This is a genomic window from Bartonella sp. HY761, assembly GCF_026743145.1.
Classification (GTDB): Bacteria; Pseudomonadota; Alphaproteobacteria; order Rhizobiales; family Rhizobiaceae; genus HY038.
Genome location: NZ_CP104887.1, coordinates 1,046,681 through 1,067,787, shown reverse-complemented (window position 1 = coordinate 1,067,787; position 21,107 = coordinate 1,046,681). Strand labels below are relative to the sequence as shown.

Annotated in this window: 19 protein-coding genes, 1 tRNA gene and 1 pseudogene; 9 read left to right on the top strand and 12 right to left on the bottom strand. The window is 39.4% G+C overall.

The window, feature by feature from the left end; translation table 11 throughout:
- The first annotated feature begins 31 nt into the window (after positions 1 to 31).
- Together N6A79_RS04505 and N6A79_RS04500 are read left to right on the top strand one after the other, a co-directional pair.
- The gene (locus N6A79_RS04505) at positions 32 to 499 is read left to right on the top strand and encodes a hypothetical protein (protein WP_268547181.1); all 468 of its coding nucleotides are present in this window, start codon (positions 32 to 34) and stop codon (positions 497 to 499) included.
- Positions 500 to 550: 51 nt separating this feature from the next.
- On the top strand, positions 551 to 829 hold the full coding sequence (locus tag N6A79_RS04500) for a hypothetical protein (RefSeq protein ID WP_268547180.1): 279 nt from the start codon (positions 551 to 553) through the stop codon (positions 827 to 829).
- Positions 830 to 928: 99 nt separating this feature from the next.
- On the opposite strand, the gene N6A79_RS04495 is transcribed toward N6A79_RS04500, so the two are convergent.
- Together N6A79_RS04495 and gpt are read right to left on the bottom strand one after the other, a co-directional pair.
- Positions 929 to 1,396 carry an NUDIX hydrolase gene (locus N6A79_RS04495; protein ID WP_182419103.1) on the bottom strand — a complete coding sequence of 156 codons (468 nt, stop codon included), beginning with the start codon at positions 1,394 to 1,396 and terminating at the stop codon, positions 929 to 931.
- 461 nt (positions 1,397 to 1,857) lie between these two features.
- On the bottom strand, positions 1,858 to 2,352 hold the full coding sequence (gene gpt / locus N6A79_RS04490) for a xanthine phosphoribosyltransferase (protein ID WP_262099517.1): 495 nt from the start codon (positions 2,350 to 2,352) through the stop codon (positions 1,858 to 1,860).
- An 801-nt stretch (positions 2,353 to 3,153) separates the two neighbouring features.
- Here gpt and N6A79_RS04485 point away from each other — a divergent pair.
- Positions 3,154 to 4,389 (top strand): annotated as a pseudogene (locus N6A79_RS04485) (DEAD/DEAH box helicase); the annotation flags it as partial.
- Positions 4,390 to 4,750: 361 nt separating this feature from the next.
- Here the strand turns inward: N6A79_RS04485 and N6A79_RS04480 are convergent.
- The 5 genes from N6A79_RS04480 to N6A79_RS04465 all read right to left on the bottom strand — a co-directional run bounded on the left by N6A79_RS04480 (position 4,751) and on the right by N6A79_RS04465 (position 11,214).
- Positions 4,751 to 5,281, bottom strand: a complete 531-nt coding sequence (locus N6A79_RS04480; RefSeq protein WP_268547178.1) for a hypothetical protein — start codon at positions 5,279 to 5,281, stop codon at positions 4,751 to 4,753.
- Between the two features lie 14 nt (positions 5,282 to 5,295).
- A complete protein-coding gene (locus tag N6A79_RS15870; RefSeq protein ID WP_442784274.1) occupies positions 5,296 to 5,457 on the bottom strand; it encodes a DUF4424 family protein in 162 nt (53 codons plus the stop codon).
- A 121-nt stretch (positions 5,458 to 5,578) separates the two neighbouring features.
- The gene (gene tldD, locus N6A79_RS04475) at positions 5,579 to 6,991 is read right to left on the bottom strand and encodes a metalloprotease TldD (RefSeq protein ID WP_268547177.1); all 1,413 of its coding nucleotides are present in this window, start codon (positions 6,989 to 6,991) and stop codon (positions 5,579 to 5,581) included.
- A gap of 491 nt (positions 6,992 to 7,482) precedes the next feature.
- Positions 7,483 to 9,000 carry an exopolyphosphatase gene (gene ppx / locus N6A79_RS04470; RefSeq protein ID WP_268547176.1) on the bottom strand — a complete coding sequence of 506 codons (1,518 nt, stop codon included), beginning with the start codon at positions 8,998 to 9,000 and terminating at the stop codon, positions 7,483 to 7,485.
- Positions 9,001 to 9,024: 24 nt separating this feature from the next.
- The gene (locus tag N6A79_RS04465) at positions 9,025 to 11,214 is read right to left on the bottom strand and encodes an RNA degradosome polyphosphate kinase (RefSeq protein ID WP_182419098.1); all 2,190 of its coding nucleotides are present in this window, start codon (positions 11,212 to 11,214) and stop codon (positions 9,025 to 9,027) included.
- Between the two features lie 364 nt (positions 11,215 to 11,578).
- Between N6A79_RS04465 and N6A79_RS04460 the strand changes: the two genes are divergently transcribed.
- The 4 genes from N6A79_RS04460 to tig all read left to right on the top strand — a co-directional run bounded on the left by N6A79_RS04460 (position 11,579) and on the right by tig (position 15,456).
- Positions 11,579 to 11,830 carry a zinc-finger domain-containing protein gene (locus tag N6A79_RS04460; protein ID WP_182419097.1) on the top strand — a complete coding sequence of 84 codons (252 nt, stop codon included), beginning with the start codon at positions 11,579 to 11,581 and terminating at the stop codon, positions 11,828 to 11,830.
- 262 nt (positions 11,831 to 12,092) lie between these two features.
- Positions 12,093 to 13,295: an FAD-dependent monooxygenase gene (locus N6A79_RS04455; protein WP_268547175.1), complete on the top strand. Its 1,203-nt coding sequence runs from the start codon at positions 12,093 to 12,095 to the stop codon at positions 13,293 to 13,295.
- A gap of 322 nt (positions 13,296 to 13,617) precedes the next feature.
- A tRNA-Leu gene (locus N6A79_RS04450) sits at positions 13,618 to 13,700 on the top strand.
- 232 nt (positions 13,701 to 13,932) lie between these two features.
- The gene (tig, locus tag N6A79_RS04445) at positions 13,933 to 15,456 is read left to right on the top strand and encodes a trigger factor (RefSeq protein ID WP_268547174.1); all 1,524 of its coding nucleotides are present in this window, start codon (positions 13,933 to 13,935) and stop codon (positions 15,454 to 15,456) included.
- 211 nt (positions 15,457 to 15,667) lie between these two features.
- Here the strand turns inward: tig and N6A79_RS04440 are convergent, their stop codons facing one another.
- From N6A79_RS04440 to N6A79_RS04430, 3 genes are read right to left on the bottom strand one after another with little or no spacing between them, the layout of a single operon-like run.
- A complete protein-coding gene (locus N6A79_RS04440) occupies positions 15,668 to 16,147 on the bottom strand; it encodes a carboxymuconolactone decarboxylase family protein (RefSeq protein WP_268547173.1) in 480 nt (159 codons plus the stop codon).
- A gap of 2 nt (positions 16,148 to 16,149) precedes the next feature.
- Positions 16,150 to 16,761 carry an FMN-dependent NADH-azoreductase gene (locus tag N6A79_RS04435; protein ID WP_268547172.1) on the bottom strand — a complete coding sequence of 204 codons (612 nt, stop codon included), beginning with the start codon at positions 16,759 to 16,761 and terminating at the stop codon, positions 16,150 to 16,152.
- A 10-nt stretch (positions 16,762 to 16,771) separates the two neighbouring features.
- Complete coding sequence (locus N6A79_RS04430; RefSeq protein ID WP_268547171.1) at positions 16,772 to 17,197, bottom strand: GNAT family N-acetyltransferase; 426 nt, start codon at positions 17,195 to 17,197, stop codon at positions 16,772 to 16,774.
- Between the two features lie 96 nt (positions 17,198 to 17,293).
- Here N6A79_RS04430 and N6A79_RS04425 point away from each other — a divergent pair, with 96 nt between their 5' ends.
- Positions 17,294 to 18,247, top strand: coding sequence for an aminotransferase-like domain-containing protein (locus N6A79_RS04425; RefSeq protein WP_268547170.1), 954 nt, complete (start codon positions 17,294 to 17,296; stop codon positions 18,245 to 18,247).
- Positions 18,248 to 18,253: 6 nt separating this feature from the next.
- Complete coding sequence (locus N6A79_RS04420; protein ID WP_268547169.1) at positions 18,254 to 18,670, top strand: hypothetical protein; 417 nt, start codon at positions 18,254 to 18,256, stop codon at positions 18,668 to 18,670.
- Between the two features lie 24 nt (positions 18,671 to 18,694).
- Here N6A79_RS04420 and N6A79_RS04415 read toward each other — a convergent pair whose 3' ends face one another.
- Together N6A79_RS04415 and N6A79_RS04410 are read right to left on the bottom strand one after the other, a co-directional pair.
- Positions 18,695 to 19,903: a DMP19 family protein gene (locus N6A79_RS04415; protein ID WP_268547168.1), complete on the bottom strand. Its 1,209-nt coding sequence runs from the start codon at positions 19,901 to 19,903 to the stop codon at positions 18,695 to 18,697.
- 82 nt (positions 19,904 to 19,985) lie between these two features.
- Positions 19,986 to 21,092, bottom strand: a complete 1,107-nt coding sequence (locus tag N6A79_RS04410; protein WP_268547167.1) for a DMP19 family protein — start codon at positions 21,090 to 21,092, stop codon at positions 19,986 to 19,988.
- Positions 21,093 to 21,107 lie beyond the last annotated feature (15 nt).

Below are 21,107 nucleotides of genomic sequence, written 5' to 3'. Positions count from 1 at the left end.
GCAATTTTTTGACAATGCCTGCGCACTGTTATTGCACTATTTAGCAGAGTTTGAGCCTTTTATTGGCAATGAACCTAATGAGAGTCACAGTCGATATAATGAAAATAAAGCCGCATTTGAGCAAAATTTAAAAAATTGGCATCAGGTTAAAGAAAAGTTTGAAAACCTTGAAAGTGATGAAAAAGCGCGATTAGCAGATCTTACGGAGACGATTAATTGGCTCATTCTTCCCATCATGGCATGCATCATTCATCATGATGACTATTTAGAGGCTTTTAAAGCCAACCAACAATTTATCGAAAAAATTTACGAAATTTATTATAGCGATCTCATTGATATTAGCCATCTTTATTTTCTTACCCAAATGACGTCAATGAGCAATCCTGACATGGTTGTGCTACTACATTCCAGTAAAACTGGTTTTATTGTTCGTGGTCACCACATAAGAAACGGTTTTCATGCCATTGAGTTGTTGCAACCCTTTATTGCAGAGCGCTAAGAACATTTAAAAATTGGCAAGGCCAATCCAGCTATATTGGTGGATGAAGCCGTGCAAAAATCCATATATTCTTGGATTCCTTGGTCTAACTGGCAAGATGAAGGGCCGCAAATATTTCCGATTATTTTGGGCGAACCAGCGGTAGATATATGGCCCAAATGGCAAGGAAAAGTGGTTTTGGTTGCGGTTGAAGATCAATCCATGATTAAGCGCAGCTGGGAAAATATGACGGATCAAATCCATGTTGGGCAAACGACACGGCTTGATTTTATCCGTTATTTAACTGAAGATGAGGTGCTTGAACTGATGAAAGGTTACAAGGCCAATTAATTATTTTAAAAAACCATGGGCTACAGTTTAAATCAAGTCGTAGCCCATTTGATAGCTTATTGCTATTTTAGGTGTTAGCCCCTTAATATTAAAGTAAGATTAAGCTATTGCCGCTTGGGCTAGTGGCTGAAAATTTAATAGGAGTTGTTTTAATTCCTGCTCATCCACTCGCTTTGCAGCTTCTTGTGGGCTTACCCACTCATATTGACGCTGTTGTTTTTCTGGCCATTTTTTCTCTTGATGAGAAAATAGAATTGGAAAAACGTCAACTGTGAACAAGTTTTGTCCCTCTGGCAAGTCATATTTCTTATATTCATAAGAACCAATTGCATGAGCTTCAGCAGTGCCGCGCACACCTGCCTCTTCATAGGCTTCACGCAAGGCAGCCTGTGCCGAGCTGCGTCCTGGCATTGGCCAACCTTTTGGAAAAATCCAACGGCCGGTGCCACGGCTGGTTATTAATAAAACTTCTAAATTTTTGCCCTGATAGCGATAAACAAGGGCTGCTACCTGTAATAGATGGCCATCATTTAATAATACAATTTTTGATTTTGCTACGGCCGACATTACTATATCCTCTTCTTGTTATTTTTTTTGGGTCGTCGATTTATGATGATGATGCGACCGGTAAGAGTTGATATTAATATAATGAATCAAAATCCGTTTGGTTCAATTGCTCAGCACATATTTTTCGATAATTTGTTTTTTCGATAATTTGGTTTTTAATTGCTTAATAATTTGATTGATATAAAAATGTCAAAGAATAAAAACCTAAAACAGTTCCTTAAAAAAACACTGTCAACTATTTTATTACTTTTTTAAAAACAAGGTTAATATCTGAAATTTAGCACATTCTCAAAAGCCGGCGCAAATGATAGCATAAAAATAGCATTATGCCAAGCCTTATAGTATACAACACCTATAAGCTATAAAAAACGCTGCATTTAAGGAAATTATTTTCACTCATTATTAGAATACTGGCAAGGAAACTACGCCTAATCGAGTGGATACCTTGCCAAAAATATGAATTAGGCGCCGCCTTTTGCTATAGGTTCTTGATAAGCAAGCCCCATATCCCAAGGGAAATAAATCCAAGTGTCCTGACTAACTTCGGTTACAAAAGTATCAACCAGCGGGCGGCCCTGCGGCTTTGCGTAAACCGTTGCAAAATGCGCCTTTGGGATCATATTGCGGATAAGACCAGCTGTTTTGCCGGTATCGGTCAAATCATCAACCACCAATACGCCTTCGCCACCATTTTCTAACAGGTTTTCGCTGATACCTTTTAATACCGCCATTTCACCCTGCTTACTATAATCGTGATAAGAGGCAATACAAACGGTTTCAATAAGGCGGATATTTAATTCGCGGCAAATAATGGCGGCCGGCACCAAGCCACCGCGTGTAATAGCAACAATGGCTTTCCACTCAGTGCCCTGCCCTGCAATACGCCAAGCAAGTGCGCGTGCATCGCGATGAAATTGATCCCAGCTGACGGGAAATGCTTTTTCAGGAAGTGACATGATAACTCCAGACCAATATTCTATTTATTGCAAACACTATAAATTATGTAGATAAAATTATTAAGATAAAAACAGCCCCTTTATGGAAACTATGCAAAAAAGCGGTTAGTTATCCACTTTATAAGTGACATGCAACAATTCAAGCGATGGCAAAATTTAGTAGATAGGCCGATGGTATATAAAAATAATGTCAATGCAAAGTGCTTAACGACGTTACTCTATCACAATGAATCATTGCATTATTCACTAATTTACAAACATTCTTTACTGAAAAAATTAAATTTTTGTACCTATAATCACTTTATTAAAAATATATATCAAATTGATTTTAAATATAAAATTATATTTCTATATTTTCTCCAATTTGCTAAGCGCAAGTGTTTAACTTTGATAAAAACATTAAATACTTTTATAAAATCGATTAAATTATTTCGTTGACTTTTATATCTGAGAAGCTTAACTATTCTTAAATATTTATGTCTTGATGGTGTAATATTTATAGCTTTAAATCTTATTTGATGAAAAATAAACATCTTGCTTATTTTTACATCACACAGATAGATTATAAAAAAATCATCTAGATAGACTGCATAAAATAACTAGATTACAAAAATTATTATGACAAGCTTGATAGACAGCTATGGAAATACCGTTTGGCTTTATCAAGTAAGTTTGATAAGATTGAATAAAATTATATAATGCTTTTATTTTTTCTAATTTGCATTATATAGCTAATTAATTAGCGATCATTTGACGCATTTAAACAAAGATTAAAATTTGTCCTTAAAAATTGAAGAAAATATGTCCTCCTTAACATCTTTTGCAGAACTTGGTTTATCCCAAAAAGTAACGGCCGCAGTTGATGCAGCTGGCTATACAACTCCAACCGCAATTCAGGCTGGTGCAATACCATTTATTCTGCAACGGCGAGATGTTTTAGGTATCGCACAAACTGGCACAGGTAAAACGGCTTCTTTCGTACTGCCAATGTTGACCTTGCTTGAAAAAGGACGTGCACGCGCAAGAATGCCGCGCACTTTGATCCTTGAGCCTACCCGCGAACTTGCAGCGCAAGTAGCTGAAAATTTTGAAAAATATGGCATTAATCATCGCCTAAATGTCGCTTTACTGATTGGCGGTACATCTTTTGAAGATCAAGACCGCAAATTAGAGCGTGGCGCAGATGTATTAATTGCAACACCAGGGCGTATGCTCGACCATTTTGAACGCGGAAAACTTCTTTTAACTGGCGTTGAAATTTTGGTGATTGATGAAGCCGACCGCATGCTTGATATGGGTTTCATTCCTGATATTGAGCGCATTTGTAAGCTTATTCCGTTTACGCGGCAAACTTTGTTTTTCTCGGCAACTATGGCGCCAGAAATCACCACATTGACCGAGCAGTTTTTACATGCACCAGAGCGCGTGGAAGTTGCCAAAGAATCATCAACCGCACGCACAATCACCCAATATTTAGTAAAATCGCCGCCAAAATCTTGGGATAAACGCGCCGTATTGCGCGACCTTATTAAAGCACAGGGTGATGAGCTTAAAAACGCGATTATATTTTGTAACCGCAAAAAAGATGTGGCAGAGCTTTTCCGTTCGCTAACCCGCCATAATTTTAGCGTTGGTGCTTTGCATGGCGACATGGATCAACGCTCGCGCATGACGATGCTTGCCAATTTCAAAGAGGGTAAATTGCAACTTTTGGTTGCATCCGACGTTGCGGCACGCGGGCTTGATATTCCTGATGTCAGCCATGTTTTTAACTTTGACGTGCCTACTCATCCTGAAGACTATGTGCATCGCATTGGACGCACAGGCAGAGCCGGCCGCAAAGGCAGTGCCTTTACCATTGTTACCAAAGCCGACATGAAATATGTTGATGCTATTGAAAAAATGAACAAGGAAGAAATTGCTTGGCTTGATGGCGATCTTTCAACACTTGCCCCACAAAAAACTGAAGAAACCGAGCATAAGGGTAAAGCTGGCCGCAATAAAAAGAATACCAATAAAAAAGCAAAAGATCCAATTTTAACCAATGATACATTAGCCTCAATTGATGAGACCGTAGGCAAAGATGCGCCAAGCAAAGCGCTAAATAATCAAAGCAAAGCTCCAAATGGTCCAAGCAAAGAGCCCGTAATTGAAGCGGCAAAAGTTAAAGAAAATATGCCAGCAACAAAGTCACCCCATTCAAAAAATAATCATTCCGACCACAACCGCAAAAAGCATGATAACGCCCCAATTATTGGTTTTGGCGATGATATTCCAGCCTTTATGCTAACCTCAACACGGTTAAAAACTTAAAATTATAGTTTTATAAAAGCATTTTTTCAAAGGCGTTATTTTTTAATAACGCCTTTTTGCTTTAAGCGCCTTTTGATAATCAATTTTAAAACAAAACTTCTCTAATCGAAACAGCAAGATAATTATTAAGATCTTCCACTTTGGTTAAATCTAATTGGCTAATAAACTGATTTATATTACCACGCGCTTTAAATAGACTGTGATGATTAAGATATTTTTTTGCTGCTTCAAAACGACGGCAGCCAAAAATCTCCGTCTCTATTAACGAATAGCCGCCGTGGGGCTGGCCAAAATCATAGCCTGCAGCCTTTTCTAAATCATCTAATGACACTTCAATAAGGATTGGCTTTTTATATTTTGTCTCTAAAAATTGGCTATAGTTTTTTGCGTCAATAAGCGATGTGCAAACATTTATATAATAATTGCCTATATTGATATATTGCCAATTTTCACTTATTTTTTTGAAAATCGAATAATAGGCGGTATGATTATCCGCATTTCCTTGCGGCCATAGATCACCGCCAATACCAAGATAGCGGTGCTGAAAATGATGCTCGCACGTGCAATCATCATCCCAATTATATTTAACAATAAACCAGCTTTTGGCATTTCCCATAGCTACTCCCAAACTTATTTTCCAATTGAAGTAAAGTGGTCTTTATCAACAAAAAGAAAGTAAAGCTCTTGGCTTGGTTTAAAGTTTTTTGCGCGCATTTCAAATTGGGTTGGGCTTATCTTTTTTTCATTAGTTCCACAAAAGCTAACAAAGGCTTGCTTTAAATACTTAACTATTGAATTAATTTCATTTCCCCCTACTCAAACCTATAGATAACCAGACTTATCTCACCACCTTTTTTAAAGAATAAGAGCAGTTCACCTCTAAAAATGAGTTAAACTACTCTTCATCTCTTAATTAGGCTTTCGTACCACCAATTGTCATGCCATTCATGCGCAAATGTGGTTGCCCTACACCAACCGGCACACTTTGCCCTGCTTTTCCGCACATACCAATGCCATTATCGAGCTTTGGATCATTGCCAATCATCGAAATACGGTGCATCGCATCAGGTCCATTACCGATAAGTGTTGCACCCTTTATGGGCGCACCAACAACACCATTATGGATGCGATAGGCTTCGGTACATTCAAACACAAATTTACCCGATGTGATGTCCACTTGACCGCCGCCAAAAGAAACACAATAAATACCATCTTTGACCGAAGCTATAATATCTTCAGGCGTTGCATCGCCGCCAAGCATCATAGTGTTGGTCATACGTGGCATTGGTGCATAAGCATAGGATTCGCGCCGGCCATTACCGGTTGGCTGCATATTCATTAAACGAGCGTTTAGCCTATCTTGCATATAGCCAACAAGCTTACCATCATCGATTAATATATTGCGACCAGATGGCGTTCCCTCATCATCAATACTTAAGGAACCGCGCCGATCTGGAATTGTACCATCATCAACGACAGTTACCCCTTTTGCAGCCACTTGCTGACCTAAAAGCCCTGAAAAGGCAGAGGTTTTCTTGCGGTTAAAATCACCCTCAAGGCCATGCCCCACCGCTTCATGCAGCATAACACCAGGCCAACCATTTGCCAAAACCACATCATAGGTTCCAGCTGGTGCATCTTCCGCTTCAAGATTAATTAAGGCTTGGCGCAAGGCTTCATCAGCCGCCATTTTCCAATTATGTTCGGTAATAAAGCTTTCAAAAGCCTTTCGGCCACCGCAACCATAAAAGCCACTCTCAAGCCTATCGCCATGTGCTGCAACAACACCAATACCAAGGCGAACAAGCGGACGTGTATCGCGTAGCAATTGCCCATCTGCACGCAAAATTTCCACCTGTTGGATAGAGCCAGCAAGGGATACTGTAACCTGCCTAACATCACCGTTTTTATGACGCAAATAAGAATCAATTTTTTCAAGCAGAGCAACTTTTTCTTCAAAGCTTGGTGCGCCAAGCGGACTTTCATCACCATAAAGATGATGGTTAGTACCGCGCGGCGCGCTAGCAATAGTACCGCTATGATTGGCTGATACTGCTTTGGCCGCATCACCTGCCCGTTTTAATGCCGCTAACGAAAATTCGCCTGAGTGAGCATAACCCGTTGCTTCGCCAGCGACAGCCCGCAAACCAAAACCGCGATCTTGATTAAAAGAGCCAGTTTTTAACCGGCCATTGTCAAAAACTAAGGCTTCACTTTCGCGATACTCCATATAAAGCTCGCCGTCATCGGCATTTTCCAAGGTGTTTTTTACAACCTGCTCCACCGCCTCTTGTGAAACATCAAATTGATCAATTAACGGCTTCATAACAATACCCATTCTTTTTAAATCTTGAATCCTTATTTTAAAGACAGCAAGACCATATTACAATTTGTAAAATAAGCAAAATTTAACAATTTTTTTTCAAAGCAATAAAACTGTTGTCATTTCATGGAAATATCGCGCAGTTTTATAAAACTACGCGATAAAACGAAATAAATGTATAATAATTTTTTAGCACCATTGCGCACAAATCAATATCGCATCAAGACTTAGGGTCAGGACCTAATAATTTAAATGAAATGGCACAATAAACAGCAAAAATATACAAGGAGGAAAGCGAAAAGTGGGTGGTATACCCATTTGAGCTTTACGACGCTGTAGATTACAGCTGTTTTTGTGTCCTTTCAGGATACAAGTAAATTTTCGCGATAACTTTGTCGAACATCCTTGAAAATATTCATATTTCCTGCGGATATTCTCCTTGTTCTCACAAAAATTTTCTCATACCATTTCGTTCAAATTAATAGGTCCTAACCCTAATCATTAATGATACAATATTGCGCCGGAATATTGACCAATTTAGACAATTGCTGCAAACGACCAATTGGGCGATCAGACACCAAATCTTGATATTTTTGTGGGATATTGAGCGAAAGGCAGCCATCTTCCATAGACCAGAAGGTTTCAGGTAAAATACCACTATTGGATGCACAAAATAAATTACTAATGCGCATAAAAGCACCCAAAACCTTGGCACGGTAAATAATATCCGGCGTTGCAAGGCTAATAATTTCTGGGGCGTTTTTATCACCCACCAAGCCTTCATTGCGGTAAAAAACCGTTAAAGCGGCAAAAACTCGCCCTGGATGGTCGATACCGGAATAAACACCATAGGCAATTTGGTTGGCCGCTTGCATGCCGCGATAATCGGGGTGAATACGCCAAGCAATATCAGCAAGATAGCAAATGGCCTCGCGGTAACGCTTTTCATCTTCGCTTTCAGTTAGTTGCAAAGTTTCAAAGGCTTGCGAAGTCCAAACCATTAATTCCTTGGCATGACGCGGCGAACGAGCGCGCAAAACCGCCATTTCTTCCGTTGCTGATAATAATGGATCGTAATTGCGAACTGTTTTGTTTAGCAAGGAAAAGAGGAAGCCCTCACGCACACCAGAACCGGAGAAAATAATTTTTGCTGGCTTCATCACATGGATAATTTCAAGAAGCACCGCCGCACCATAAGGCAATAATTGGCGACGGTTTTTTGAAATTGTTTCAATCCCCTTGATGGTTTCAATATCGCCTTTGGCTATGCGATGAAGAAAATAATCAATCTCATCTGGAATAAGTTCATAGGCATGCATAACCGGCAAAGGATAGCCCTTAAAGCTCATATAGAGCTTGGCAAGGTTACGCCATGTACCGCCAACTGCATAAAAATTACGCCCACGCGCTTTGGTTAATAATGTGGCTTTTCGCACATAACGCCGCGCTATTTTTACCGCTTCGCTAAGATTATTATCCGACATATCCATAAGGCGCAATCCGCCCAAAGGTGTTGTTACGCCATCACCAATTTTGTTTTTATGAACATCAACCAATTCAACACTGCCGCCGCCCATATCACCAACAATACCAGAAGGCTGGTAAAAAGCCGATAAAATACCATAAGCAGAATAGGTTGCTTCTTCTTTGCCTGTTAAAACATGAATTTCACAGCCTAAAATTTCGCCCGCTTCTTCAATAAATTGTGGGCCATTTTCCGCTTCGCGTGCGGCGGCTGTTGCAAGCACATGAATATTATCAACATCAATCTGCTTACAAAGTGCTTTAAAACGCCGCAAGGTCGCCAGTGCAATTTTTACCGACTCGTCTTCCAATCGCCCTGTTTTTGCCAACCCCTTGCCAAGACCGCAGAGGATTTTTTCATTAAACAAAACCGTGGGCGAGCGTACCAACCCTTCATAGACCACAAGTCTTACCGAGTTTGAGCCAATATCAATAACCGCAATTGGTTTACGCCCTTTGAGACGACCTTGAGCATTTGCACGTGTCATAATCAATCAATCTTGTTGTTTTTCTTAGCGTTCACGGCTACGACGAGCTATAAGTTTAGGCGCTGAAGACCGTAATGACTTACCACGCCCTGAAAGGCTAGGATTGGTCATAAAGTATTCTTGGGCGTTAAACGCTTCCTCTTCAGCAAGACGCTGAATTTTCGTCGATGTGCCATCATTAAGGATTTCAAAGCTTTGCTGATTATCAATGATATTAGCAAGCATTATTTGTGAAAGAACTTGTTGATGCACGGTTTTATTGAAAACTGGCACCAATGTCTCAACTCTTCGGTCAAGATTACGCGGCATCATATCAGCCGAGCTGAAATAAATAATCGCATCTTCATTTGGCAAATCATTGCCATTACCAAAACAGAAAATACGACTATGTTCCAAAAACCGCCCGACAATAGATTTGGCGCGAATATTTTCTGAAAAACCTGGAAGCCCAGGACGCAAGCAGCAAATACCACGAACAATCAAATCAATTTTAACGCCAGCCTGCCCTGCCCGATAAAGCGCATCAATAATTTGCGGATCCACCAGCGAATTCATTTTCATCCAAATGGCAGCTTTTTTGCCCTGACGGGCATTTTGCATTTCATTTTCAATATGGTGCAACATGCGCGATCGCAATGTTAGTGGCGAAAAGGCAATTTTCATATCTTCATCAGGCCGTGCATAGCCTGTAATAAAGTTGAAAATGCCACCAACATCATGGCCAATATCTGGATCAGTAGTAAAGAACGATAAATCTGTATAAATTTTAGCGGTGATTGGGTGATAATTACCAGTTCCCAAATGCACATAAGTGCGAAGGCGCTGGTCTTCGCGGCGCACCACCAATGACATTTTAGCGTGGGTTTTAAGTTCGATAAATCCAAATACCACTTGTACGCCAGCCCGCTCTAAGTCACGCGCCCAACGAATATTGGCTTCTTCATCAAAGCGCGCTTTCAATTCCACCAGCGCCGTCACCGACTTGCCAGCCTCTGCCGCATCAACCAAAGCGCGAACAATCGGACTATTATTTGATGTGCGATATAGTGTTTGCTTAATTGCCACCACATCAGGGTCAGTTGCGGCTTGACGCAAAAACTGTACAACCACATCAAAAGATTCATAAGGGTGGTGAACAACAATGTCCTTTTCGCGAATTGCCGCAAAACAATCGCCGCCATGCTCACGGATACGCTCAGGAAAGCGCGGATTATAAGGCACAAATTTCAAATCAGGACGTGGAAGATCTACAACCTCAGAAATCATGGTTAAAGCCAGCAAACCATCAAGCACACTAATGCGATTTTCTGGTACTTCCAATTCACTTGCAACAAAAATCCGTAAATCTTCCGGCATTTCTGCATCAAATTCAATACGGATAACCTGACCGCGGCGGCGACGTTTTAACGCGCTTTCAAAAAGCCGTACAAGATCTTCAGCTTCTTCTTCAACTTCAATATCGCTATCACGAATAATACGGAAAGTACCAGCACCACTAACTTCATAGCCGGGGAATAAATGGCCAATAAATAGCCCAACCGTATCCTCAAGCGTGATAAAACGCGAACCGCGATCCTCATCCGGCAATAGAATAAACCGCTCTAGCGCTGTTGGTAAACGCAGCAAGGCAGTCATCGGATATTTGTCGGCTCGGCGCGACAATTGTAATGCGATGGAAAAGCCCAAATTAGGAATGAATGGAAATGGATGGGCAGGATCGATTGAAAGCGGTGTTAAAACTGGGAAAATACGTTGGCTAAAATGATCTTCAAGCCATGTCCTTTCCGTTTTGCTTAATTTATCAGGACGGACAATTTCAATTTTTTCTTTAACAAGGGCAGTGCGCAGCAAACGCAGTTGCATTTGTTGATTTTTTTGCAATCTATCGACTTCTGGCAAAATGAAATCAAGCTGTTCTTGCGGGGTGCGCCCATCTGCGCTGCGAGTTTGGATACCTGCACGAACTTGCCCAGCAAGTCCTGCGATACGCACCATAAAAAACTCATCAAGATTAGCTGCAGAAATAGAAAGAAAACGCACACGCTCCAATAATGGATGTTGCGCATTGGCACTTTCCATCAACACACGGTTATTAAATTGTAACCATGAAAATTCTCGGTTTACAAAACGTTCCACACTATCAAAAGTAATTGCTCCATCACCAGTTTTTACACTATCAACCTTATTATTGTCAGTATTTTTTACGGTATTCATAAAAGCCCCTTCCGCGATGATAGTCGTAATGGATCGCAAACAAATTTACACAAAATTATTTTTACTTTTAAAGTATATCTCAACGATTCGACCTTGCAATAATATTTTTACTCCAAAATTCCAAAAGCGCCACGAATATATCACCATAAGCTTGTATCTTTTTTATTTTTGAGCGCCTATAGCAAAAAGCTTGCAGCATTTGGCAGTTAATTATATTATTTGCTGATATTTTCTGATAACAGCAACAAATAACTTTTTTGCATTATCATCTCTTTTATTACAGATAAGTGATGGTATTACAGTTTTTGCCACGCTATCAACAGATCTATGATAGGATCGTAACAGCAATTAATGGAGCATTTAAATGGCTGATCATCATATACCACATTTCCAAAACGATGGCGGGTATAAAATGATTGAAATTGGAGCTAAGGAATTTATGTGCATTGGCGCCAATCCGCCATATGATCATCCGCATATTTTCCTTGATATGGGTGGCGATGTTGAAAAAATTTGCCCTTATTGCTCAACCCTATATCGCTATAACCCAGCCCTTGGCCCAACCCAATCAAAGCCTGAAAACTGTTTTTACCAACCATTGGCAACAGCAGTTTAAAATGATCAATCCTCAATAATCTTGATGGTTATTGAGGATTTTCAACATATTAGACTTTAATATTTAGACGGTGTTTGTCTCATTACATTTAAGTAATCTAGTTGCAAACACACATGTCCTTTATATGTGACGCCAAAACCATGCCAATCAAAATATATATTATTTAAAATTTCTATTTTGGATTGAACATCCAAATAGGAGTAATAATTGGCTATCTAAAATTTGGCGCAGATATGTAACAATAATAAAGATAGGTAAAATTATGTCCGACAAAGCCAAAATTATCATTTCAGGCGCAGGTGTAGCTGGCATGGCAAGCGCACTCGCATTGGCAAAAAACGGATATAAAATAGCAATTTATGAAAAAGTTGCCAAACTTGCAGAAGTTGGCGCAGGATTACAGCTTGCACCCAATGCCACAAGACTATTGCGTGACTTCGATATTTTGGACGACATTCAAAAATCTGGCGTTGAACCCGACACCATCATGATGAGAGATGGCCGCAAAGATGATCTTCTTAGCATGCTGCCAGTTAAAGAAGTATCGTTAAACCGGTGGAAAGCGCCTTACGTCACCATCCACCGCGCCAATTTGCAAAAAATCCTCTATGACGCCCTTTTAAAAAATCCTCTTATAGACATCTATTTAGATCATGAAATTGTCGATTATAGCGGCTCACTCGATCAAGGCTATAATGTCACACTAAAACAAGGCGAGACAACAACAACGGTCAATGGTGATCTTTTGGTCATAAGCGATGGTGTCTGGTCGCAGTTACGCCAAAAGCATTTAAAAGAAAAATCACAATTTTCTGGTTATATTTCTTGGCGTGCAACCCTGCCCTTTGACCAAGTACCCGCTGATTTTATGGCTGCAAATAAAAAGCCTACCATTGGCGTTTATATGCATGGCGATGGTCATTTCATTACCTATCCAGCAAGGCCAAATGAAGTGTATAATTTTGTTGCCATTACCGCTGGGGAGAATCCGGGCGAAAGCTGGAGCAAAACTGGCGACAAGGCCAAGCTTTTAAACCATTTTTCTAACTGGCATAAAAATATCAAAGATATTATGCAACAGGCTGATGATTGGACCTATTGGCCTTTGTTCAAAATGCCAAGCCTGCGTTTTCGTGGCCTTAACAATGAAATATTTGTTGGCGATTCCTCCCATGCCGTTACGCCATTTGCCGCGCAAGGTGCGGCCATGGCTATTGAAGATGCTGCAACCCTTGCAAGCGCACTTCTAAAACACAAGGATTTTGAGAGCGCTATTACAACTTATGAGACAGCCCGCAATGAAAGATTAACAAAGGTTGCCAAACGCGGTGATTTTAATCGCTTTGTTTATCATGCTAGCGGACCAATTGCGCTGGCACGCAACCTATTTATGAAAATGCGCCCGCAAGAAAAATTCTTAACTGACCTTGATTGGCTTTATAATTTTGATGCTAGAGATATCTAATACTTGCAACTGGGGGCCGTTAGCGATTGTAATAATGATCGGTAACGGCTCTCAAACGATTCATAAATGAGCAATTATTAATTAAGCGATTCACAAAAATAGCGCTTTAAAAGGCATAAAACGCGTTTTTTTACCTTAAAGCATCAAAAAGCAAACAAACTAAAGCAAATTCCACGATTTTTATACAGATACAACTTACTGTTTTTATTTTACTTTTTATTTTTTTTGATTTTTTTTCAAAAAAAAGTTCGTTTTGCCCTTTGCTAGTTAAAAATAGAGTGCTATAGGAACGTGCGCTGTGGTCATGTAGATTAAAGCATGTGCGGATGTGGCGAAATTGGTAGACGCACCAGATTTAGGTTCTGGCGGGAGACCGTGGGGGTTCGAGTCCCTCCATCCGCACCATTTTAAAAGACCACAAAAAGAATTTTGCGGTATTCCAACTTGTTGGGTACCGCAGTTTTGTATTTACAGGTACGATGCATTTATTGATACAAATTGCATTCCATAGCAAAGATTTCACTTAGATTTCATTGCAAATAGTTTTCATTGGATGCAAAATATCTACATTAATGCAGAATTTTGATTGAAATGAACAGCAATTAAAGCATGTTCTAAAAGAAGTGAAGGTTGTGTAATGCAGGTTACCGAGACGCTTAATGAGGGACTGAAGCGCGAAGTTAAAGTCGTGGTTCCAGCCAAGGATTTGAAAGCGAAGCTTGAAGAACGTCTTTTAGACGCCAAGGACAAGGTTCAGTTAAAGGGTTTTCGTCCAGGCAAAGTGCCTGCAGAGCATATTCGTAAAATGTATGGTCGTTCATTTATGGCAGAAGTTGTAAATGAAATTCTCAATCAAACACCACAAAACATCTTGGCAGAGCGCAATGAGCGTTCAGCAACTCAGCCTAAGGTCACGATGAGTGAAGATGAAAAGGACGCAGAAAACGTTCTTTCTGGTAAAGCTGATTTCGAATTCACCATCAATTATGAAATTCTACCAACAATTGATGTTAAAGATTTTTCTGGCATTTCAATCACTCGTGATGTTGTTGAAATTCCAGCTGAAGAAGTTGAACAGCAAATTGAACGCATTCTTTCTTCAACCCGCAATTTTGCAACAAAAGACGGCGCTGCTGAAGATGGCGATCGTGTAACTATCGATTTTCTAGGTAAAATTGATGGTGTTGCATTTGATGGTGGCGCGGCTGAAGATACTCAGCTTGTTCTTGGTTCAAAAAGCTTCATTCCTGGTTTTGAAGAACAATTAATCGGTATTAAAGCTGGTGAAGAAAAAGTTATTTCTGTAACTTTCCCAGAAGACTACAATGCAGCTCACCTTGCCGGTAAAGTTGCAACTTTTGATATTAAAGCAAAAGAAGTTGCTGCACCTGATGCGCTTGTTATTGATGACGAAGCTGCAAAAAAGCTGGGCATTGAATCACTTGATCGTTTACGTGAAATCGTACGCGAACAGCTTGAAGGCCAATATGGTGAAATTACCCGCCAAAAAGTAAAGCGTCAGATTCTTGATGCCTTGGATGGTGATTATAAGGTTGAAACACCTTCAACTTTGGTTGAAGCAGAATTCAACAATATTTGGTACCAAATCACAACAGAATTACAGCAAGCTGGCCGTAGTTTTGAAGATGAAGAAACAACAGAAGAAGAAGCCCGCGCTGAATATAGCAAGCTTGCTGAACGTCGCGTGCGTTTGGGTCTTGTACTTTCAGCAATTGGTGAAAAAGCTGAAGTTAAGGTATCTGAAGAAGAATTGCAGCGTGCTGTCTATGCACAATTGCAACAATATCCAGGTCAAGAAAAAGAGATCATGGAATTCTTCCGTCGTACCCCTGATGCAGTTGCTAATTTGCGTGCGCCTATTTTTGAAGAAAAAGTTATTGATCATCTTTTAAGTCAGATCAATGTGACCGACAAAAAAGTTTCTCCTGAGGAATTGGTTGCATCGGCTGAAGAAGAAGAAGAAAAAGCCGCAGCTAAGCCAAAAAAGAAAGCTGCAGCAAAGAAAAAAGACGCTGACGCAGATGCAAAGCCAGCAGCAAAGAAAGCTGCTAAAAGCGAAGAAGCTGATGGAGAAAAAGCTGAAAAAGCAAAAGCTCCTCGCAAGGCTCCTGCTAAAAAAGCAGCTCCTAAAAGCGAATAATAAAAAGCCCGGTTTTACCGGGCTTTTTTTAAGCAGTTAATTTGTGATTGGTTTATTCAATGTTGCGCTGAATTATAGCTTACCGATTAAACCCAGCATTAAAGTTGGATATTTGTATAACAATATTATCTGTTTTTAATGACTAAGGCATATTGAATACAGCAAAAAATAGCGTGTAAAAAAAGCCAGCAATTTCTTACTGGCTTTATTTTTATTTTAAATTTGCCTTATCCAAACCATATAAGTGGTCTAAGGAACCCGGCGTCATTTTGGACGCAATCATAAGTCGGTTCCAACTATTAATCACAGCTATTACAAAGATCAACTGGCCTATTTCATCGTCATTAAAGTGCAATTGCATTTTTGAATATAATTCGTCTTCAATACCATTTTTACCAAGCCTAGTGAGTTGCTCAGTCAACTCTAAGGCTATCTTTTCCCGCTCTGAAAACAGTGTAGATTCACGCCAAATTGGAATATGCAACAAACGCAATTCACGCTCGCCATCTATTTTAGCCTCTTTTACATGCATATCGAGACAGAATGCACAATGATTGAGCTGGGAACTATAGATGTAAACAAGATGCTTCAATGTATTATCAATGCTTGAACTACTTGTTTTATTGGAGAGCTCAGTCATTGCTTTTGCTAATGCTGGCTGGGTTTTGAATAAATTTACTCGATTTGACATAGTTACACCTCAAAAAAATGATCAATTTGCTTCAAGCCATTGGCTAAAGCCGTGTCACGTGTTTTTGCGTCTTGAGTACCCTCAATACGAAAATTCGTTAAATCTGTAATGCCTATATACTCCAAGGCAACCCGCACATATGGCGTAAACTGGTCATCATTTACAAAGGGGCCGGCTGAAAAAATACTTCCAGTTGAAAGAACGTAAAAGGCTTTTAAGTTATGAACCAACCCTGTTTTGGTACCATCCGATTTAAATGCAAAAGTGCGACCCGCCCGTGTTACATGATCAAACCATGCCTTTAACACCGATGGTAATCCAAGATTATAGATTGGCGAGGAAATAACCAAAATCTCATGGCTAAATAGCTGATCAACCAATTCATCTGATTTTTTTAGCAGCTCCCACTGCGCCTCGTTACGCAGTTCAGGTTTGGTAAAAATGGCAGTTATCATTGCACTATCTAAGTGCGGCAGTGGATTTTGGGCTAAATCAATAATTGTTTCCGAAATATCGGGGTGTAAAGCCTTTAGTTTATCCACCAAATACGCTGATGCTTTGCGAGATGAAGATCCTTCTAAATCTTGGCTCACCTTAATATGAAGTAATCTCATAATTTTTCCTTTAATATAAATCGCGATATAAATGATAACCAGTGGTTGTATAGCCCACCTGTTGGTAAAATTTTTGCGCTGTTTTATTTGTCAATCCAGTATCAAGCACCATGCGCTGACACCCTTTTTCAAAGGCCAGTTTACCCAAATAATCGAGTAGATTTTTTGCATATCCCTGCCCTCGTACAGTTGGATAGGTGATAAGATCATCGACATAACAAAATCGACCATGGATAAAATTTTCCATACAACGATATCCAGCTAATGCGAGCGGCATGGTAGCGTTAGTAACTCCCAGCAATGCATAGCCTTGCTGCTGTTGACGTTGCACCTGTACTATAAAAGCTTCTTTGCTTAATAGTTTTGGACGCAACATCGCCATTAGATCAAAGCACTGCAATATTTCGCGTGGTGTGCTGTAATGCGTTATTTCCATAATTTCTCCGGTTTAAGCTAAATTGAGTTGCACAATTTAAACTGCTAAGTCATATTAGAAAGAGCCAAAATAAACAAAAAAAGGTAGGACATGATTGTGGGCTACAAAAGCATTTATGAGCGGTACCGAAATGAAATCAGTATTGGCAATCTTAAAGCGGGCGATCGCGTACCATCGATTAGAGTTTTAGCAAGTGAATTGAATGTCGCGCGTAAAACTGTAGCATCAGCTTATGAAATACTTGTTGGGGAAGGCTATTTGGTAAGCCAAGGCGCTAAAGGCACCTTTGTGAACCCAGAACTTAACATTGAAGTTGCTTTAAATAGCAACACTAATGGCGCAAAGAGTGAATTTGCACAAAAAAGCAACTTACAGCCCAAGCATTTGCGCCTTGGTATTCCAGCCCTTGAAAGCTTTCCTTATAAAAAATGGCTTTTAACTTTGAAAAAAGCTGCCCGTAATATGGATGAAAATGATCTTATCATGCCACCTTTTATGGGCTATCAGCCATTAAGAGAGAATATTGCCAGCTATCTTAATATCTCTCGCGGGCTTAACTGCTCGCCCGAGCAAATTTTTATAACAAGTGGTTACCGCGCCAGCTTGCGGCTTATTTTTGCGGTACTATCCACACCTAATGATACGGTTCTTTTTGAAAATCCGGGATATTTTATTGCGGCTCAATTCCTCGAACTTATTATCCCAAAACTTCATTATATTCCAATAGATGATAAGGGGCTAAACACAGACTACCTGTTAAAACATCATAGTGATGCAAAATTTGCTATTGTTACACCGACCCATCAAAGCCCAACAACTGTTTCAATGTCTTTACCACGAAAACAGCGACTATTAGAATGGGCTTCTAATAATAAAAGTTGGATTATTGAAGATGACTATGATGGCGAATTTCACTTTAAACGAAAAGTAATTAGCGCATTAAAGAGTATCGATGCCCATGATAGAGTTATTTATACTGGTTCCTTTAGCAAAACCATAATGCCTGCCTTGCGAGCTGGTTATATCGTTATGCCGAAAGAAACAATGTAGCTATTTATGCAAATTGGTAACATCTATGAAAGTGGTATGCCGCTTTTTACCCAAAAAGCACTTTCTTTATTTATGAGTGAAGGCCATTTTTATCGCCATATTAAAAAAATGCGTACGCTTTATCAACAACGCCGCGTTATTATGGAGGCTGCATTAAAGCAAGTTTTAGGTGATATATTGAATATAGAATTAACCGATGGTGGCATGCACATAATTGCTTACCTTAAACGAGGCAGCAAAGATCAAGAGCTAGCACAATTATGGCAGCAACACGAGTTAAAGGTATCTCCCCTATCTCATTGGTATAAAGGTGAACCAGATAAATATGGCTTAATTATTGGTTACACCAATGTACTCAGTTTAGAACAAGCAATCAACCAATTGGCTAAAGTTGCAAATGAAAACCGTAAAATCGCCCAATAATTAAAACGCTGATAAGCGATAGAATTATTGAGGTAGAATGTTATTCTCTTTTGCTAGCTTCAGCATCGCACCATCAACTTCGTCAAGAATTTTAGTAAAATCGAGCTTATCCTCAAAATCATCTAAAGGATTACCATTTTCTAACTCGTTAGGAGAAAGTTTGTTTACCGTTTCAAATAAGGATTTTGCTTTTTGCAACTCAGCTTCAAGATTTTGTAAATTTGACCTTTTAAACGCTTCTAGCAATGCAGAAACTTCATTTGGATTATGATCAAAATATTGGTAAAATCCACCATTTGAAAATTGTGCCGAAAATAAATTGAGTGCAAAAATATCACGATAAACGCTTGGCCAATTTTCTCTTGTGCCAAATCGATCTTGAAGAAGAAATAAATTTTCAGCCAAAATATTCATGCGATCCTTTTCTGTCATCGATTGAACAATGTTTTTGTACCAATCGTGAAGCTGGTCATTTTGACAAATATCATCGCGCAATGCCTTATAAATAGCGATAGGCTTTGGAAAATCCCTTAACTTATCTTTTGCTTGTAAGACATCAGGATGCGTTGCATAAAGCGCTGCATAGCCTAATGTATCTTTTTCAGGGCCACCACCTAATAATTTTCTGTCTTGCTTACGTTGGTCTAAATGCATTTTTTTATAACCATCTGGGGCTTCCTCACCCATCATAGCATCTATTTTTTTTAAAAAGGCCTGATCAAGTTCAGCCTGTGTTGCCGGAATAATAAAATGCTTAATGGTTTTTTCTGATGGGTCAAATTTTTGATAACGGCTGCCAAAAGCGTCCATAGCAGACTGGAATTGGCGTGCTGCATCCTCCATATTTTGCCGCTGTAATGCGCGCCCAATATAGGGGGCAAAATCTGAATCATTACTTTGAAAATAATTGACCACGGTTTGATAACGCAAGAAAACAAACAACCAATAAAGATCTTGTACATCGTCAGGATAAGCCAATATTTTATCAACCGGCGAGGATTTGCTATCGTAAAAGCTAGGATTTACATGATAGCCATGCATGTCCCAGGTTAAAATGAGGAACTTAGAATTTAACACCTCATCAAGGCTAATATATTTTAAATCATCAAAGGTAATGGCATCGCCTTTGGGATCAAAATAAACGGTGCATTCTTTGGCTATTGCAGTGGAATTGCCGCCACTAGTAATGACTGCGCCAGCAAGCAAACTTGTTAATATTTTTAAAATTTTCAATGTGAACCTCTTTCGTCCTTACACGGAATTTTCAAATTTTCACGCAATACCAACCGCCCCCAACCAAAAAGCAAAGATATTGTCAATGTGGAAGAATATTATGGTTACGGGCAATGACTGTCATCGCATCTTTAAGCCTATTCACAAAGCCTTCAAAATCCATGTCTTCATCAAAATTAGAAAATGGTGGCGTCTTCATTAACTCGCTATAAAGCGATAAAGTATCATTGCCACGCCTTACATCAAAATTTCTTATTTTTTGACGTGATTGTTCATAAAACTCATCTGCCGCACCAATATAAGCCTTTAAGTCTACTAGCCCAGATTTTTCCAACGCATCATACATAGCCAATATATCTTCATTACTTTGATTAAAGAAATATTGTCCAAGGCCACCATTTAAAAATTCACCATTTAACATTTCTACCAAAAAAAGATAGCGATATGGTTCTGTCCAATCCTGCCAATCGCCTAAATCCTCTTCAAAATCAAATAGATTGGCAACGAGTATAAGGGCGCGTTGCTGATCCGGTATAGCTTTAATACGCTTTTCATACCAATTTTTTAACGCTTCATTTTCACATATATTATCGCGCAATGTCTGATAGAGTTGTTGAGGACGTGGAAATGCCCGCAAGGCGTCAGGCGCAATAGACTTTTGTATACCAGCTTTAATCAAATACTGCCCATTATCCTTATCATTAAAGAAGTGGGAAACATTTGATTTTTCTAAAGGAAAGCCGATGATTTTTCCACTTTTGGGGTCAAACTCACTATAGCGATTACCAAAAATATCCATAATATTTTTAAAAACATCAGCAGCTTCAGCCATATCTTGGCGCATTAGAGCTTGATGTATAAAGGGCGCAAAATCCGCATCTCGACGACGAAAAAAAGCAATAACACCATCAGACTGCGCTAAAGAATATAACCAAAATAAATCCTGCTCATTAGCTGGCCATTGTAAAATATCGCCGCTTATTTTTTGGTATTCGTCTAAAAGATCTTTGCGTGGTTTTTCAACGTCTTGAATTATTCCATATGCTAATAAAAACTCATCGCTTTTGTCTTTAAAAAAGATTTCGAAAGTTTCATCAAAATTCAAATGCTTCAAATCATCGAAAGTAACGCCTTTTTCGCGAGGTGCATAATAAATTTCGCATTTTTCTTGCGCATGAATTGGCATCATTCCTCCTAAAATCAA